Origin of the sequence: Vibrio sp. YIC-376, from assembly GCF_052353105.1 — a bacterium.
Taxonomy (GTDB): Bacteria; Pseudomonadota; Gammaproteobacteria; order Enterobacterales; family Vibrionaceae; genus Vibrio.
Genome location: NZ_JBBWFK010000007.1, coordinates 218,680 through 234,512 on the forward strand (window position 1 = coordinate 218,680; position 15,833 = coordinate 234,512).

Sequence of the window (15,833 nt, forward strand, 5' to 3'; positions counted from 1 at the left end):
GTGTTCTTTTTCTGATATGAAATGTTTACGGCTTCGACTTCCAGCTGATTTTCTGTTGCTTAACCAACGCTCCGGACAGAATGCAAAGTACACCTCCCAAACCAGAGTAACGAATATTAGCTTGAGCTTGCGCCTGTACTTTAGGTTTTGCATGGTAAGCAATCCCCAGACCCGCAGCAGACATCATCACCAAGTCGTTCGCGCCGTCACCAACCGCAACCGTATTATGCTGCTCAATTTCAAACTCATCCGCTAGTTCAACCAAAATGTCAGATTTCACCTGTGCATTGACCACATCACCAACCACTTTACCCGTGAGTTTGCCATCGATGATTTCCAGCTTATTTGAGCGAGCAAAATCCAATCCTACTTTCTCTTTGATATAGTCAGAGAAATAATCAAATCCCCCAGATGCAATCGCCGTTTTCCAACCCAGCGCTTTAAATGTGGTAATGAGTGCTTCGAAATCTTGCATGAACGGCAGCTGAGAACGCACTTGTTCAAGAATAGATTCATCCGCACCTTTCAGTTTACCCACTCGTTGACGCAGGCTTTGTTCAAAGTCCAGCTCACCTTGCATAGCTCGTTCAGTCACTTCAGCGACTTCATCACCAACACCGGCTAATTTAGCGAGTTCATCAATACACTCAATTTGAATCGCCGTTGAGTCCATATCAAACACGATAAGACCTTCAGTCGATAAGTCTGGAACTTCATTTAGCGATGCATAATCTAAGTTGAGGTTTTTTAAAATGGTTTCATGTTGAGGCGTCAGCTCTCCCGCCATCAATGCAACTTCGTACTGACCTACTTTCCACGTTTCCAGCACGGGATTGTAAAAACCAGTGAAGAAGTCAATGTCTTCAAAATGACGCGGCGAAAGATAATTTGAAAAAACAATCCAGTTTGCTTTGGCTCTATCTAATTGAGAAGCAAAGCGAGTTTCAGGCAGTCGTTTTAAAAGTGTCGTATGTTTTCTTATAGGCAAGCTTTTTGACGCGTCCATGTATATAATCCTTTATGACTTTGCTAGAAAGTTACCTCAACAAACTAAAAAGGCAAGTCTTTGTTTTGTTTTTAAATGGATGAGTAAAAGCATGAGTGAATCCTTATTCTCAGTAAGGAATGCCCTGCGAATTCTGGCGCTAATACTGCTGTGTGTGATGTTGTTTGTGACAATAAAAAACAGTGTAGTGATCAGTAAGGGCAACGAGAAAATTCAAGCACACCAACTTGAAACACTCACCAAGGTTTTGATTTCTCAGGCATCCTTATCTGCCAGTGAAATGATTGTGAACAATGACCAAGAGCGATTACTGCAGTTGGCTAACCAACTCGCGCAAGATGGTCTGGTGTTTGATGCGACCATTTATGATGCCCAAGGTGTACGTCTGGCCTCCAGTGAAGAAGCGCTTTCTGTACGAGAAGTGCTCGGTTTGGATACCCCACTGGCCACCGCATCGATTGGCCGTCAACAACTGGTTGAACCAGTAATCGCTGACGGTTCAGTGATCGGTTTTGTTCGGGTTACCTTCGAAACAGGTCGAGTAACGGCGATTTCTGACCACCATTACCGTAAGAGTGATCGCTACATGTACTTAATGGTGCTGATGAGTTTCGTCTGTGGGATGTTGTTCATTATGCTTTTACGCAGACAGCCAATTCGTCGAAAGAAGGACGAAAACCTACTGCTCACAAAATAAAGTGACGTATCCGTCGAATAGATTCCAAATAAAAACGGCCCGCTGATGCGGGCCGTTTATCTTTTACTTCGATACAAAGATTAATCTTTGTCACCGAGAAGAACGGAATCCAGCGCGATCAACATCATGTCGTTGAACGTAGTTTGACGTTCGTCAGAGGTGGTTTGTTCACCCGTTTTAATGTGATCTGACACTGTACAGATAGTCAGCGCTTTTGCACCATACTCTGCGGCAACACCATAGATGCCTGCCGCTTCCATTTCAACACCGACGATTCCGTATTTGTCCATCACATCGAACATGTCAGGATCTGGCGTGTAAAACAACTCAGCAGAAAACAAATTACCAACTTTCACATCAATGCCACGTGCTTTTGCGGCTTCTTCTGCTGCGCGCACCATTTTGTAATCAGCGATTGCAGCAAAATCATGACCTTTGAAACGAATGCGGTTTACTTTGGAGTCTGTACACGCCCCCATACCGATCACCACATCACGCACTTTGATGTCTTCATTCACTGCGCCGCAACTGCCGACTCGAATGATCTTCTTCACACCGAAGTCTTTGATCAGCTCAGTCGCGTAGATCGAACAAGATGGAATACCCATACCGTGGCCCATTACCGAAATCTTGCGACCTTTGTAGGTACCGGTGTAACCGAACATATTACGCACGTCACAGACTTGAACCACGTCTTCAAGGAAGGTTTCTGCGATGTATTTTGCTCGTAGCGGGTCACCAGGCATTAAAACAACGTCTGCGAATGCACCCATTTCAGCATTGATATGAGGAGTTGCCATGTTTCTTTTCCTTAACCTTTATCTGGCGCACCGCGCTTAACGCGATGTCAGCCAGAGTATTCTCATTTCCGATATGCAGTGTTAATACTGCGAAAATAAAACTAGGAGCTAAATGCTCCCAGTTTTCACCTAATTATAGGAAGTTCTTACCGTAATTCATTGGCGATATGCCAAAATGGCTTGCCAGTGTTTGACCGATATCAGCAAAAGTTTCGCGAAGACCCAGAGAACCTGCAGGTACTTTGTTACCGTAAACCAACACTGGAATGTGCTCACGAGTGTGGTCTGTACCTGGCCATGTTGGGTCACAACCGTGGTCTGCTGTCAGGATCAGAATATCGTCTTCATCCATTAGCCCTAGTACTTCGTTGATTCGACCATCAAAGTACTCAAGTGCTGCTGCATAACCAGCTACATCACGGCGGTGGCCATATGCAGAGTCAAAATCAACAAAGTTTGTGAATACGATGGTGTTATCACCGGCTTCTTTGATTTGCTCTAGTGTTGCTTCGAACAGAGCAGGGATTCCTGTTGCTTTTACTTTCTTAGTGATGCCGCAGTTTGCGTAGATGTCTGCAATCTTACCGATAGAAACAACATCGCCTTGCTTCTCTTCCACAAGTTTTTGTAGAACGGTAGCTGATGGCGGCTCTACAGATAGGTCACGGCGGTTACCGGTACGTTCGAACTGGCCTTTACCTGGGCCAATGAATGGACGAGCAATAACACGACCGATGTTGTAATCTTCTAACTCTTCACGTGCGATTTGGCATAGTTCTAACAGACGATCCAGACCAAAAGTCTCTTCATGACATGCGATTTGGAATACAGAATCTGCCGAAGTATAGAAGATTGGCAAGCCAGTCTTCATGTGCTCTTCACCTAGGTCATCCAGAACCTGAGTACCAGAAGCGTGGCAGTTACCTAGGAAACCGTCCAGACCTGCACGCTCAAGAATGCGGTCAGTCAGCTCTTTAGGGAAGCTGTTTGCTTTGTCAGTAAAGTAACCCCAGTCAAAAAGAACAGGTACACCTGCAATTTCCCAGTGACCAGACGGAGTATCTTTACCAGATGAAAGCTCTGCAGCATGACCGTAAGCACCGATAATTTCCGCATCTGCATCTAAACCCGGAGCGAAACGGCCAGTTGATTCTTTATGAGCCATTGCCAAACCTAATTTAGATAAGTTTGGAAGACGAAGTGCGCCCTGGCGTTGACCGTTGTCTGCTAAGCCTTTTTCACACTGGTCAGCGATATGACCTAGCGTATCTGAACCTACATCACCAAATTGCTCAGCATCAGCTGTTGCACCAATGCCGAATGAGTCTAGTACTAAAATAAATGCTCTTTTCATTGCTTGTTCCTTTGGCCCACTCGGCAAGTTTCTATGGTGAGTAGACCTTGTGTAATAATTTGCTGCTGATACCAATCCGGGAAAATAAGTGCGTAGAAGTTCACGCTGACAAAACCGCCAAGTGCAAAGCACAGATTCGTTAACACATTGTTTTAGTTAATCATATCTATATTCTGGCGATTGCAACCAGCCTGAATAATCAAGCACTTAAGTGGATTGATATTAAATATCTTCTGCGCGAATTTGGCAGTAAACCTCTGGTGTTGGAGTGTAATCACCACCAACTTTGATTGCGCTGCGTAGTGCTTTCGCCGCTTCTTCCCACTGCTCTTCAGTGCGAGCGTGGATCACTGCAAGAGGCTTATCGCTGTCAGCGACTTCACCCAGACGGATAAACTCATCGAAACCAACAGCGTAGTCGATTTCATCGGTTGCAACGCGGCGACCTCCACCCATAGCAACCACTGCCATACCAATAGCACGAGTATTCATCGCAGATACGATTCCTGTTTCTGTTGCGTATACAGGTTTGATGATTTCTGCTTTTTCGAGGTAGTTTTCGTAGTTTTCTACGAAGTCTGCAGGGCCACCCAGACCAGCAACCATCTTGCCGAAGCACTCAGCCGCTTTACCGTTGTCGAGCACTTCCATCAGTTTCGCGCGTGCGTCTTGTGTATTTTCTGCCAACTTAGCAAGTACAAGCATTTCCGCACACAAAGCCATTGTCACTTCAAGCAGACGTGGGTTACGGTATTCACCCGTTAAGAAACGAACCGCTTCACGGACTTCGACTGCATTACCCGCTGAGGATGCCAATACCTGATTCATGTCAGTCAGGATTGCCGTCGTCTTAGTACCCGCACCGTTTGCTACCGCTACGATAGATTTCGCTAACTCTTCAGATGCTTCGTAAGTTGGCATAAATGCGCCCGAGCCTACTTTTACATCCATCACGAGAGATTCCAGACCAGCAGCCAGTTTCTTAGATAGAATTGAAGCTGTGATCAAGGAGATGTTATCAACGGTCGCCGTAATATCGCGAGTTGCATAAACACGCTTATCGGCAGGTGCCAAGTCACCAGTTTGACCGATGATCGCTACGCCTGCTTCTTTAGTCACTTGACCAAAAACTTCGTTCGTCGGCGTAATATTGTAGCCTGGGATTGACTCTAATTTATCTAGCGTTCCCCCCGTATGACCAAGGCCACGGCCAGAGATCATTGGTACGAAACCACCACAAGCCGCCACCATTGGGCCAAGCATGAGAGAAGTAACATCGCCAACACCGCCAGTTGAATGTTTATCAACAATCGGGCCGCCAAAGTTCATGTGGCTCCAGTCGATAACCATGCCAGAATCACGCATAGCACAAGTCAGTGCAATACGCTCTTCCATCGTCATTTCATTAAAGAAAATAGTCATAGCAAAAGCCGCGATCTGACCTTCAGATACTGTGTTGTTTGCTACACCTTGAATGAAGAAATTGATTTCGTCAGCAGAAAGAACTTCGCCGTCACGTTTTTTACGAATGATTTCTTGTGGTAAATACATTAGATCCTCCCACGCTAAAGATAGCGATGGTTATAAGGTAAAGAGGTAATGTGGAACGGCATATCACCGTTCCACCAAACAGACTTTGTTTTTATCTACTCTCAAACTATTTGGCGTTGCAGCTAGGCGACAAGTAAGTTCATTCCTATGAGCATAGAGGCTCTATGTTATTAGGGCGGCCGGCGCTCCGGTGAACTTACGCAGTCAACAACGCTGCGGCGTCAAATAGGAAGAGAGAATTAGTAAGCTGCTGGATCAGCAGTCTCGTCTGTTACTTCTAATGTATTTAGTAGATTCGTTAGCAGGCTTGACGCACCGAAACGGTAGTGACGAGCATCAACCCAGTTATCACCTAAGATTTCGTCAGCCATTGCCAGGTATGCCGCTGCATCTTCAGCAGTACGTACACCACCAGCTGGTTTGAATCCAACTGTTTCCGCAACACCCATGTCACGAATAACTTCAAGCATCATGCGAGCGTATTCTGGTGTCGCGTTTACAGGCACTTTACCAGTTGAAGTTTTAATAAAGTCAGCACCTGCTTCGATACAGATTTGAGATGCTTTCTTGATTAACGTTTCTTCTTTTAGCTCACCCGTTTCGATGATCACTTTAAGAAGAATGTCACCACAAGCTTCTTTACATTGCTTAACCAACTCGAAACCCACGTTCTCATCACCAGCCATTAGTGCACGGTATGGGAAAACAACGTCAACTTCGTCTGCACCGTAAGCAACCGCTGCTTTTGTTTCAGCAACTGCGATCTCGATGTCGTCATTTCCGTGTGGGAAGTTAGTAACGGTAGCAATGCGAACCTCTGGTGTGCCTTGCTCACGAAGTGTCTTCTTAGCAATAGGAATAAAGCGAGGGTAAATACAGATTGCAGCAGTGTTGCCTACTGCTGTTTTCGCGTCATGACATAGTGAGATCACTTTTGCATCAGTGTCATCATCATTCAGCGTAGTTAGATCCATAAGTTTAAGTGCACGTAGTGCAGCTGCTTTTAAATCGCTCATTTCTATCTCCGATCAATATTCAAAAAATTCACTACTCTGCCTTACATCATGCCTCTAACTATAATCAGTGAGTCGAGGTTGCGTAAAAATGGCTCAGTAGTCTATTTATGAACGGACTTGGTTCCATGAAGACTCGGCATAGTCAGCGAAAATTTCTTATGCCAATTGCTATCCTTGTCACCGCACAGTACCAATTTGGCCTATGGCACAACAATCTATGATTGCGGTGTTATCTAAAATTTCAGGGTAATTCATTTACCCATCGATTAGGTTGTGTTCACCTTGTGATGTCTACATTATAGATATTCATCGCAAAACTGTAGCACCAAATAGAGCGCAAACGGTTTGTATCTCAAAATTTCCAGATTTCTATTCTCTAGTTCGTCAGCCAAGTTCCTTACATTTGACGCACTAAAAAATTTTCAGCCCTGAAAACGAAAAAAGCCCCGCAGCAATTTCTTGCTACAGGGCATAATTTAATACGGCGTCTATATATTAAGATCCGATTCTAATTACATTGCTGCAAGGCTTAAGCAGAAGCCTGCAATTGTCGCTGCCATTAGGTTAGACAACGTACCAGCAAGTACTGCTTTAACACCCATGCGAGCGATATCTGGACGACGGCTTGGCGCTAGACCACCCAGACCACCTAGTAGGATCGCGATAGAAGAAAGGTTCGCAAAACCACATAGTGCAAATGAGATGATAGCCGTTGTCTTCTGAGACATCACTTCGCCAGTTGCCGCGATTACTTGAGCGTTTTCACCGATGTAAGGCGTGAAGTTCAAGTAAGCAACGAATTCGTTCACTACAATTTTCTGACCGATGAATGAACCAGCTGTTACTGCTTCAGCCCATGGAACACCGATTAGGAATGCTAGTGGAGAGAACGCGTAACCTAGAATTAGCTCTAGAGTCAGTTGAGGCATACCGAACCAACCGCCGATGCCACCTAGCATACCGTTGATAAGAGCAATCAGACCTACGAATGCGATTAGCATTGCACCTACGTTTAGTGCTAGTTGTAGACCAGAAGCCGCACCGCCCGCTGCTGCGTCGATTACGTTAACAGGTTTGTCTTCACCGCCTTCCAATGCTTCTTCGATACTTTCGTGAGGCTGATCAGTCTCTGGGTGAAGAATCTTAGCGAAAAGTAGACCACCAGGTGCTGCCATGAATGATGCCGCAACTAGGTATTCTAGCGGTACACCCATTGACGCGTAACCTGCTAGTACACCACCAGCAACAGAAGCCAGACCACCACACATTACCGCAAATAGCTCAGATTGAGTCATTTTAGGAACAAATGGACGAACGACTAGAGGTGCTTCAGTTTGACCTACGAAAATGTTAGCTGCTGCTGACATTGATTCCGCACGAGAAGTGCCAAGTGCTTTCTGTAGTGCGCCACCAAGGATCTTGATAACCCATTGCATAACGCCAATGTAGTACAGAACTGAAATCAGAGCAGAGAAGAAGATCAGTGTAGGAAGAACACGGAATGCGAAGATGAAACCACCACCACCGAATACTTCAAACATCTTGTTAGAAACAAGACCACCGAACAGGAATGATGAACCGTCGTTACCATAGTTGATAACGCTAGATACACCACTAGAGAAACCGTTTAGTAGATCACGGCCCCAAGGTACGTAAAGAACAAATGCACCTAATGCGAATTGGATAGCGAATGCACCACCCACAGTTCTAAAGTTGATAGCTTTGCGGTTAGATGAGAATGCAAATGCAATAGCAAGAAGCACTACCATACCGACTAGGCTCATAAACAGGCTCATAGTTTATGACTTCCTTATAAGTTATTTATTGGCGTGTAACAAAATGGAGCTATAAAGCGGGGGCAATTATACTCATGCACAATGAATTAAAGTAATGCCGTCCTCACACTTTCCTATAAGATTCATATTTGATTCACCAATCTTTGTGATTCACCTCACACTAAAAAGGAAAACGTTTTCTATTTTTAACACTAACTTTGAATTCTATTCACAGATACAGAAGGCAAAATTGCTATTTTTCCACAGTTGAGACGCAATCGATTGCTTTTCGCCGCAGCGCAGTTCTACAAGCTCATTGAACACATGTATGAGTTTTGCTGGGTGATTTGGCTCCCCCTGATATCCAAGTATAGGCATATCTGGCGCGTCCGTTTCAATAACTAGGTTTTCAAGTGGTAATTTTTGAATTGCATCGCGGGTTTTGTTGGCTCGCGGATAGGTTATCGTTCCACCCACACCTATAAAAAAACCTAATCTGACCCACTCCATCGCTTGCTGATAACTGCCCGAAAAAGCATGCAAAACACCGCCTCTTGGCAACTTCGCTGCTTTGACCATTTGAATGAGTCGATTGTGCGCTTTTCTGCTATGCAGAATCACCGGCAGGTCAAAACGTCTGGCCAACTCAAACTGTATCTCAAGTGCTTTTTCTTGAAGGGGAAGAGGAATATTGATCGCAAAATCTAAACCGCACTCGCCTATTGCGACACACTGTGGGTGACCCAAAGATAAATATTGCTCGAGTTGCGACAGATATTGCTCAAAGTTTTCTTCAAGAAAATAAGGATGAAAACCTAACGCGTAATATAAGTGGGAGTTTTGCTTTGCTAAGGTTTGAATGCGGGACCAGTTTGATGGGCCAACAGAAGGGATTAAGATTCTGCTTACACCCTGCTCTTTTGCGAGTTGTTGATTGCGCTCAAAATCATTCTGAAACACGTCAAAATCAAAGTGGCAATGCGTATCAAAGAGTTTCATCTTGAGACTTTTTATCACTTTCTGCAGATTGACGCGCAGAGCCTTGCTCCTCACTTTGATGTGCAGGATCCTTTCGATAAGGCACACAGCTGCGTTTTTGATCTGGCGTTAGTCCCATCTCTTTACACCAGTCGTCGTAGCGCTGGAGCCCTCGTTTAAACCAATTCATTTTTCTTCCTCTTATCAATACCTATCAATATCTGTATCTGACCATTCTTACCGATGTAAAAACGCCCTTGACTAAGTCTATAGCCAAGGGCGTTTTAAAATCCAGTCGCTATACAGCGGCGTTCAATTAATGTCGATTAGTGCTCACGAGTAGCGCGGAACTCAACATCAGGGAAACGCTCTTTCGCAAGGTTCAGGTTAACCATAGTCGGTGCAATATAGGTTAGGTTATCGCCACCATCAAGTGCTAGGTTTGACTGGTTCTTACGTTGGAACTCATCGAATTTCTTCGCGTCAGCACACTCAACCCAACGAGCAGTTGCAACGTTTACGCCTTCGTAAATTGCTTCTACGTTGTACTCAGACTTCAGACGAGCCACAACTACGTCAAACTGAAGCACCCCCACCGCACCAACGATCAAGTCGTTGTTTTGCACTGGACGGAATACCTGTACCGCACCTTCTTCAGAAAGCTGAACCAAACCTTTCAGTAGCTGTTTCTGCTTCAATGGATCTTTCAAACGAATACGACGGAACAGTTCCGGAGCAAAGTTCGGAATACCAGAGAATTTTAGAGATTCGCCTTGTGTGAATGTATCACCAATCTGGATTGTACCGTGGTTATGCAGACCAATGATGTCACCTGCATAAGCGTGTTCTGCACGAGAACGGTCCCCCGCCATAAAGGTTACCGCATCAGAAATACTGACTTGCTTACCAATACGAACGTGGTTCATCTTCATACCTTGGCTATAACAGCCAGATACGATACGCATAAATGCAATACGGTCACGGTGTTTTGGATCCATGTTTGCCTGGATCTTAAAGACAAAGCCAGAGAACTTATCTTCTGTTGCTTCAACCTCACGCTCAACCGCTTGACGAGTTTTTGGTGCAGGTGCCCACTCAGTCAAACCGTCCAGCATGTGGTCAACACCAAAGTTGCCTAGTGCCGTACCGAAGTAAACCGGAGTGAGTTCACCAGTCAGGAAAAGATCCAAATCGAACTCAGGGCAAGCACCCATAACCAGTTCTAGTTCTTCTCGTACGCTTTCAGCCAGACCAGAACCAACTTTTTCATCCAGCTCTGGGTTGTCCAGACCTTTGATGATACGAACTTCCTGAATCTCATGACCATGACCTGATTCATACAGAACCGTCTCGTCACGGTGGATGTGGTACACACCTTTAAACTCTTTACCACAGCCGATTGGCCAGGTAATCGGTGAGCACATCATACCCAATTCGTTTTCTACTTCGTCTAAGACTTCCATCGGATCACGAACGTCACGGTCAAGTTTGTTCATAAACGTTACGATTGGAGTATCACGAAGACGCGTTACTTCCATCAGCTTACGGGTACGATCCTCGACACCTTTCGCCGCGTCGATAACCATCAAACACGAGTCTACCGCTGTTAGTGTACGGTACGTATCTTCAGAGAAGTCTTCGTGTCCCGGAGTATCCAGCAGGTTTACCAGACAGTTGTTGTATGGGAACTGCATCACAGAAGTGGTGACCGAGATACCACGTTCCTTTTCCATTTCCATCCAGTCAGATTTTGCATGCTGTGCATTACCACGACCTTTAACGGTACCTGCTTTTTGGATCGCGTTTCCGAATAAAAGTACTTTTTCGGTAATGGTCGTTTTACCCGCATCCGGGTGAGAAATAATAGCGAACGTTCTACGTTTAGAAACTTCGCCTAGAAAAGGTGTATTTGACATGAAACTGGTCTTCTTTGATGTCTGAATGCTTGCTAAAGAGCAAACACGCTTTTTGTAGATTCAATATTGCGCGGTATTCTCGCTCATTATTGCTTTAGGGGCAACAGATCGCTTTAGGGGCAACTTCCTTGAGAAGTGAGTAATGGCTAATTAAAGAAGATATAACTCATGATGATCGCATCTTCTTTACCATTCCCTGTTTTCGCAGGGTAATAATTATAGCGGCGATCCAGTTCATTGAACCCCGCTTGCTCATAGATATGAATGGCGGCGTGATTGCTTTCTCTGACTTCAAGCCAAGCACTTTCTGCTTTTACTTGCTCACAATGATCCAAAAACGCATCCAATAGCTTTTGTCCATGGCCTTTACCTTGCTGTGAAGGAGCAATCGCAATATTCAGCAAGGTCACTTCTCCGACAATATTCTGCGCATAGAAATAGCCGAGAACCACTTCTCCTTCTAGCATCACATGATGACAAGCCCCTCGACTTGATAAGTCACGGATTAACGACTCAGCCCACGGGTGAGAATGAGCTTGCTGCTCAATTTGCCAAACTTGATCCATATGCTCAACACGCATTGGGATAATTTCAATCGTCATGATCTAACCTATTAAAACCAAGCTCGGGACATGTCTTATTTACACGCCCAAACTGAGATGATTACCAGCGTTACGAGTAAGAACAAATTTGCTGCCAAAGCGCGCGTTTTTGTTCATTATTACCATCTATTTCTTGCAGCAACGGAGAAATCAGTTGCTTGGTGTTTTCACATGCTTTCGCTTCACTACCTGCAAACCACACCCACTCCAGCTGATGCTCCCCTAATTGAGATAAGCGTTCTGGTTCAAGATGCATGGACTGGTCGAGCGTCAACTTCATACTCTTCAGTATTTTCTCGAACAGAATCACAGACTCGTTCGTCGGGCACTCAGGGGAAACCAACAGAAGCTTGCAAGCACTTGACAAATCAATCTTTGGCGAATGATAGCCGGCTAATCTATCTGGATGAATCAACTCCCAAGTGCTGATCCCCATCTCATGTAAATACTGTTTCTCGTTAATCGACATTTTTCGTCACCTGTTTGAACCAGGCAATACTATCAAATAATGGTAGCGATACCCAATAACCTCGATTATTTGAGTCTATAAGAAGTGGTCTGAGAAAGTTAGGAAGGATAGTGATAAGAGTTGGGAATCGAAAGTAAGAGAAAAATCTATTCACTTTAATGTTTGATGGAACGAGAATACAGCCAGCTCATGTAAACTGGCTGCTTTATTGCTTATAACTCTGAGAACTCTGGTGAATACTCAATACGTCCAGAAAGTCCTGCGCATTGGCCTTCGACTAACTCTGCAACTCGAAATGCACCATCTGGCACTTCCCAAGCGCATTCAAATCCCATCTCTTCGCTGGCTTTAAAACCTTGACGGGCATAGTAGTCTGAATCCCCAAGGACGACACACACTGGATAACCAAAAACGCGTAAGGTTTCGAAGCCTTCTTTAATCAATTCGGCACCGATACCTTGACGGCGATAATCCTCATGAACAGCCAATGGTGCAAGCCCTTGCCATAACAAATCTTCACCATTTAATGTAACTGGACTAAACAAAGCATGACCAATTACCTCGCCTTCATCCGTACACGCCACCAGCGACAAGGTAAGCTTGCCGTTCTCACGTAAACGCATTACCAAATTGGCTTCTGCATCCGTTGGAAATGCGTGTTTCAATAAGCGGTCAATAGTAAGAATGTCCGCAGGGGCTTCAGTTCGAATAAGCATTCGCTACTCCGGGTTGTTGTGCAGGCTCTTGAACCCCTTTTTGGACAAAGTCAGCCAGTTGGTTCAGCGCTACTTGCATTGCTTTTGGTAGCTGCTCTAAGTCGACACTGTCCATCAGGTTTTTCACTTCTAAGCCAAGCTCAGTGTCACCTTCTATAGAAAGGCGACGTTGGAAGAACAGCGTGTCAGGGTCTTCTTTACGACCAGCAATCAGTACTAGGTCGTTTAGATTACCACTAAAACTCACATCTTCCTGAACTGCTTTTTCAGCTACGACTAATATTTCATCTTGATAGCTGATATACCATGCTAAGTTCAAGTCTTTAATCGCAACTTTTAACCACTTATCTTCCAAAAATTCAAAGTCGCCATCTTCCAAGGCCTCTTTAAATACCATTTTAAGCCCTTCAAGCAAGGCTTTTTTCTGAACCGTTTGTGGTAATAACTGGACTGGAGAACGCAAGATGTTGGCTGCGTTCTTGACTAGTTGACTGCGAATCTTGTTTAACACGTTCATTATCCGTTACTTTATCATCAGAACGGTCATATTACGCAAATGCGTGTGTCTCATACCTGTTATGTATCAATAAACAGTTTGTTTTCATATGGCGGTTTATTCTCCATTAATGTATCGTTTTTTGAACTTACGTGAATTATTGAAGCCAACAGAGAGATAAACGCTTTAATTGCCGTATTTTCAAAGTTATAGTTATCAAGCGCATATATTCAGTTGATTTCAAGTAGCCAATTAAGTCAAAGACTTAGTTGCGCACAATACAAACTTGAAACCACCGAGGCTAACTTACTCGACTCGCGCGTTTAAAAAACGGATGAATTATCTGGCTCATCGGAGATCGGTAAGAACCTCATGCCTTCCCAACAATTACAACATTGGTTTGCCACGCTAACCTCAAACAGCCCCTTCTTCTTTTCCATTCTTGATAAAAAACACAGTTATCGAATGGTGAGTGACCGCTATTGTGATATCGCTGGCTTAAGTAATGAAGAACTCATTGGGTTAACCGATAAACATGTGCTGGGAGAAGAGTTTTACAAGAAACTCGCGCCTTATTATCAACGTGCTTTTGACGGCGCACATATTGAAGCGGAAATAACCCTGGATGAAACCGATCTAGAAACCAGCCTGCATTTCAGCTTGTCGCCAGTCTATGAAGGAAGTGACGTAAAATGCGTGATTTTTCATGCTGTTGATACGTCCGAAAAACAAATTCTTGTCCGTTCACTAGAAGAGTCAGAAAGTAAATTTGCCAAGCTCACGCAGCTTTTACCCGATGGTTTGTTACTCATCGAAGATGACATCATCATCTCAGCCAACCCGGCATCTGCAAGACTGTTGGGGCTAAACTCCCCCCACGATTTGCTTGGCGAAAAGCTCAGTCGCTTGTTCATTGATGAAAACACGAAGAGAGTCTTTAGCCACCCTTTAAATACTCTGATTTCAGATAAACCATTTGTCTGTTTAACCAGTGCGCGATGCGGATTTGAGCGCAAAGTACAACTGCACGCGGACTCGACGGCAATATTAGGTAACACGTCGCAAATCATTCTGATACAAGATGCTGACGATACACCTAAAAACTTATCGTCGGCGTTCAATGAAGACGCTCACATTGATTCACTGACAAAACTCTACAACCGTTTTGGTTTTACTATGCGTCTGGAACAACTGCTCAAAAGCCAGACACCATTACTGCTTTTTTATCTGGATATAGATAACTTCAAAAACATCAATGACTCACTGGGTCACCACATTGGTGACAAAGTGATCCAAGAGGTCGCGACTCGCCTAAAACGCCTGCTCCCGAGTCAGGCAATCATTGGCCATCTTGGCAGTGATGAGTTCGGAATTCTGCTACCTGAACCTGAAAACTCTCGCATGGCCGAAATTCTTTCAGACCGCATTATCTCATTGATCAACCAACCTTTTGATTTGCACCATTTTAGCAAGCGTCTTGCGTGCTCAATTGGGAGTGTTCGTTATCCTGAAGACGGTAACGATGCCAGAATTTTGCTGCAAAACGCCGATACCGCGATGTATGAAGCGAAAGATCGCGGACGTAATCGTCTCATCAAGTTTAATGACCAGATGAATAAAGAAGCACGCATGCGTTTGTGGCTGGAAATCGAATTGCAAAAAGCACTGCAGCAAAATGGCTTGGAAGTCTGGTATCAGCCAAAAGTGAACGCTCGCGATTTCAGTATCAACGGTGCGGAAGCCTTGGTTCGCTGGAAACATCCGGTCGAAGGTTACATCAGCCCGGGGGCATTCATTCCCGTAGCGGAGCGCGCGGGATTAATTGAACACTTGGGTCGTGTGGTAATGCGCGATGTATTTAACACCGTCAAACGCTGGAAACAGCAAGGCATTTTACCGGGTCGTGTGGCGATCAACTTGTCTCCAGAACAGTTTGGTAATCCGCTGCTTATCGACTTCATGGAGAAGTTACTGCGCACTACCGATCTCGATCCTGGCTGCATTACTTTTGAGCTCACTGAAACCGCTGTTATGAGCGACAGTGATCATACACTGCAAATGCTCAACGCCATCAAGAAACTTGGCTTTGCCCTGTCTATCGATGACTTCGGAACTGGCTACTCTTCGCTGTCTTATTTGGCTCGCTTCCCTATCGATGAGCTCAAAATTGACCGGGCTTTTATTAATGATATCGATGCCTTACCGAAGCAAGTTACTGTGATTGAAAACATCATCAATCTGGGTAAATCACTCGATTTATCCGTCGTCGCTGAAGGGGTAGAAACCCATCAGCAAGCCACATTGCTTTCTAATCTGCAATGTAACTCGATTCAGGGGTTTCATTTTTATCGACCTCAGCCTAAACAGGAAATCGAAGAACTCTTTGTACAAAACCGCCGACATAAGAACTAAGTCCTTACTCTCAAGGGGTAAATATTAAGTTTATTGAGCTAAACC

The 15,833-nt window shown here is 44.6% G+C and carries 15 protein-coding genes; 2 read left to right on the forward strand and 13 right to left on the reverse strand.

All coding sequences use genetic code 11. From position 1 onward, the window contains the following. Nucleotides 1-25: 25 nt before the first annotated feature. Nucleotides 26-1,006: a phosphoserine phosphatase gene (gene serB / locus WJM94_RS15110; RefSeq protein ID WP_444495021.1), complete on the reverse strand. Its 981-nt coding sequence runs from the start codon at nucleotides 1,004-1,006 to the stop codon at nucleotides 26-28. A gap of 91 nt (nucleotides 1,007-1,097) precedes the next feature. Between serB and WJM94_RS15115 the strand changes: the two genes are divergently transcribed. Further along, nucleotides 1,098-1,703, forward strand: a complete 606-nt coding sequence (locus tag WJM94_RS15115) for a YtjB family periplasmic protein (RefSeq protein WP_444495022.1) — start codon at nucleotides 1,098-1,100, stop codon at nucleotides 1,701-1,703. 80 nt (nucleotides 1,704-1,783) lie between these two features. Here WJM94_RS15115 and deoD read toward each other — a convergent pair whose 3' ends face one another. The 12 genes from deoD to ubiT form a co-directional block, all read right to left on the reverse strand. Beyond that, nucleotides 1,784-2,503 (reverse strand): purine-nucleoside phosphorylase, encoded by a 720-nt coding sequence (gene deoD / locus WJM94_RS15120; RefSeq protein ID WP_444495023.1) that lies wholly within the window; start codon nucleotides 2,501-2,503, stop codon nucleotides 1,784-1,786. A 133-nt stretch (nucleotides 2,504-2,636) separates the two neighbouring features. Beyond that, on the reverse strand, nucleotides 2,637-3,857 hold the full coding sequence (locus tag WJM94_RS15125; protein WP_444495024.1) for a phosphopentomutase: 1,221 nt from the start codon (nucleotides 3,855-3,857) through the stop codon (nucleotides 2,637-2,639). 222 nt (nucleotides 3,858-4,079) lie between these two features. Beyond that, nucleotides 4,080-5,408 (reverse strand): thymidine phosphorylase, encoded by a 1,329-nt coding sequence (gene deoA, locus WJM94_RS15130; RefSeq protein ID WP_444495025.1) that lies wholly within the window; start codon nucleotides 5,406-5,408, stop codon nucleotides 4,080-4,082. A gap of 239 nt (nucleotides 5,409-5,647) precedes the next feature. Beyond that, on the reverse strand, nucleotides 5,648-6,424 hold the full coding sequence (deoC, locus tag WJM94_RS15135; RefSeq protein ID WP_444495026.1) for a deoxyribose-phosphate aldolase: 777 nt from the start codon (nucleotides 6,422-6,424) through the stop codon (nucleotides 5,648-5,650). Between the two features lie 512 nt (nucleotides 6,425-6,936). Then, complete coding sequence (locus tag WJM94_RS15140) at nucleotides 6,937-8,220, reverse strand: NupC/NupG family nucleoside CNT transporter (protein WP_444495027.1); 1,284 nt, start codon at nucleotides 8,218-8,220, stop codon at nucleotides 6,937-6,939. 204 nt (nucleotides 8,221-8,424) lie between these two features. After that, a complete protein-coding gene (locus tag WJM94_RS15145; RefSeq protein ID WP_444495028.1) occupies nucleotides 8,425-9,198 on the reverse strand; it encodes a TatD family hydrolase in 774 nt (257 codons plus the stop codon). Continuing rightward, a complete protein-coding gene (locus WJM94_RS15150; protein ID WP_444495029.1) occupies nucleotides 9,185-9,367 on the reverse strand; it encodes a DUF5363 family protein in 183 nt (60 codons plus the stop codon). The genes WJM94_RS15145 and WJM94_RS15150 overlap by 14 nt, the downstream gene beginning before the upstream one ends. Nucleotides 9,368-9,503: 136 nt before the next feature. Further along, complete coding sequence (gene prfC, locus WJM94_RS15155) at nucleotides 9,504-11,093, reverse strand: peptide chain release factor 3 (RefSeq protein ID WP_444495030.1); 1,590 nt, start codon at nucleotides 11,091-11,093, stop codon at nucleotides 9,504-9,506. Between the two features lie 146 nt (nucleotides 11,094-11,239). Beyond that, nucleotides 11,240-11,695, reverse strand: coding sequence for a ribosomal protein S18-alanine N-acetyltransferase (rimI, locus tag WJM94_RS15160; protein WP_444495031.1), 456 nt, complete (start codon nucleotides 11,693-11,695; stop codon nucleotides 11,240-11,242). Nucleotides 11,696-11,765: 70 nt separating this feature from the next. Further along, nucleotides 11,766-12,164, reverse strand: coding sequence for a DNA polymerase III subunit psi (locus WJM94_RS15165; RefSeq protein WP_444495032.1), 399 nt, complete (start codon nucleotides 12,162-12,164; stop codon nucleotides 11,766-11,768). A gap of 212 nt (nucleotides 12,165-12,376) precedes the next feature. Further along, nucleotides 12,377-12,880 (reverse strand): GNAT family N-acetyltransferase, encoded by a 504-nt coding sequence (locus WJM94_RS15170; protein ID WP_444495033.1) that lies wholly within the window; start codon nucleotides 12,878-12,880, stop codon nucleotides 12,377-12,379. Continuing rightward, a complete protein-coding gene (ubiT, locus tag WJM94_RS15175; protein WP_444495116.1) occupies nucleotides 12,864-13,391 on the reverse strand; it encodes a ubiquinone anaerobic biosynthesis accessory factor UbiT in 528 nt (175 codons plus the stop codon). The genes WJM94_RS15170 and ubiT overlap by 17 nt, the downstream gene beginning before the upstream one ends. 357 nt (nucleotides 13,392-13,748) lie before the next feature. On the opposite strand from ubiT, the gene WJM94_RS15180 reads away from it, so the two are divergent. Further along, entirely contained in the window at nucleotides 13,749-15,788 is a 2,040-nt protein-coding gene (locus WJM94_RS15180; protein WP_444495034.1) for an EAL domain-containing protein, read from the forward strand. Nucleotides 15,789-15,833: the final 45 nt, after the last annotated feature.

Bases quoted from the DNA above. Each gene is read 5' to 3' on its own strand.
- WJM94_RS15125 (WP_444495024.1), bottom strand. From the start codon at position 3,857: ATGAAAAGAGCATTTATTTTAGTACTAGACTCATTCGGCATTGGTGCA.
- rimI (WP_444495031.1), bottom strand. From the start codon at position 11,695: ATGACGATTGAAATTATCCCAATGCGTGTTGAGCATATGGATCAAGTT.
- prfC (WP_444495030.1), bottom strand. From the start codon at position 11,093: ATGTCAAATACACCTTTTCTAGGCGAAGTTTCTAAACGTAGAACGTTC.
- WJM94_RS15170 (WP_444495033.1), bottom strand. From the start codon at position 12,880: ATGCTTATTCGAACTGAAGCCCCTGCGGACATTCTTACTATTGACCGC.
- WJM94_RS15150 (WP_444495029.1), bottom strand. From the start codon at position 9,367: ATGAATTGGTTTAAACGAGGGCTCCAGCGCTACGACGACTGGTGTAAA.
- WJM94_RS15145 (WP_444495028.1), bottom strand. From the start codon at position 9,198: ATGAAACTCTTTGATACGCATTGCCACTTTGATTTTGACGTGTTTCAG.
- WJM94_RS15115 (WP_444495022.1), top strand. From the start codon at position 1,098: ATGAGTGAATCCTTATTCTCAGTAAGGAATGCCCTGCGAATTCTGGCG.
- deoD (WP_444495023.1), bottom strand. From the start codon at position 2,503: ATGGCAACTCCTCATATCAATGCTGAAATGGGTGCATTCGCAGACGTT.
- WJM94_RS15165 (WP_444495032.1), bottom strand. From the start codon at position 12,164: ATGTCGATTAACGAGAAACAGTATTTACATGAGATGGGGATCAGCACT.
- serB (WP_444495021.1), bottom strand. From the start codon at position 1,006: ATGGACGCGTCAAAAAGCTTGCCTATAAGAAAACATACGACACTTTTA.
- deoA (WP_444495025.1), bottom strand. From the start codon at position 5,408: ATGTATTTACCACAAGAAATCATTCGTAAAAAACGTGACGGCGAAGTT.
- deoC (WP_444495026.1), bottom strand. From the start codon at position 6,424: ATGAGCGATTTAAAAGCAGCTGCACTACGTGCACTTAAACTTATGGAT.
- WJM94_RS15180 (WP_444495034.1), top strand. From the start codon at position 13,749: ATGCCTTCCCAACAATTACAACATTGGTTTGCCACGCTAACCTCAAAC.
- WJM94_RS15140 (WP_444495027.1), bottom strand. From the start codon at position 8,220: ATGAGCCTGTTTATGAGCCTAGTCGGTATGGTAGTGCTTCTTGCTATT.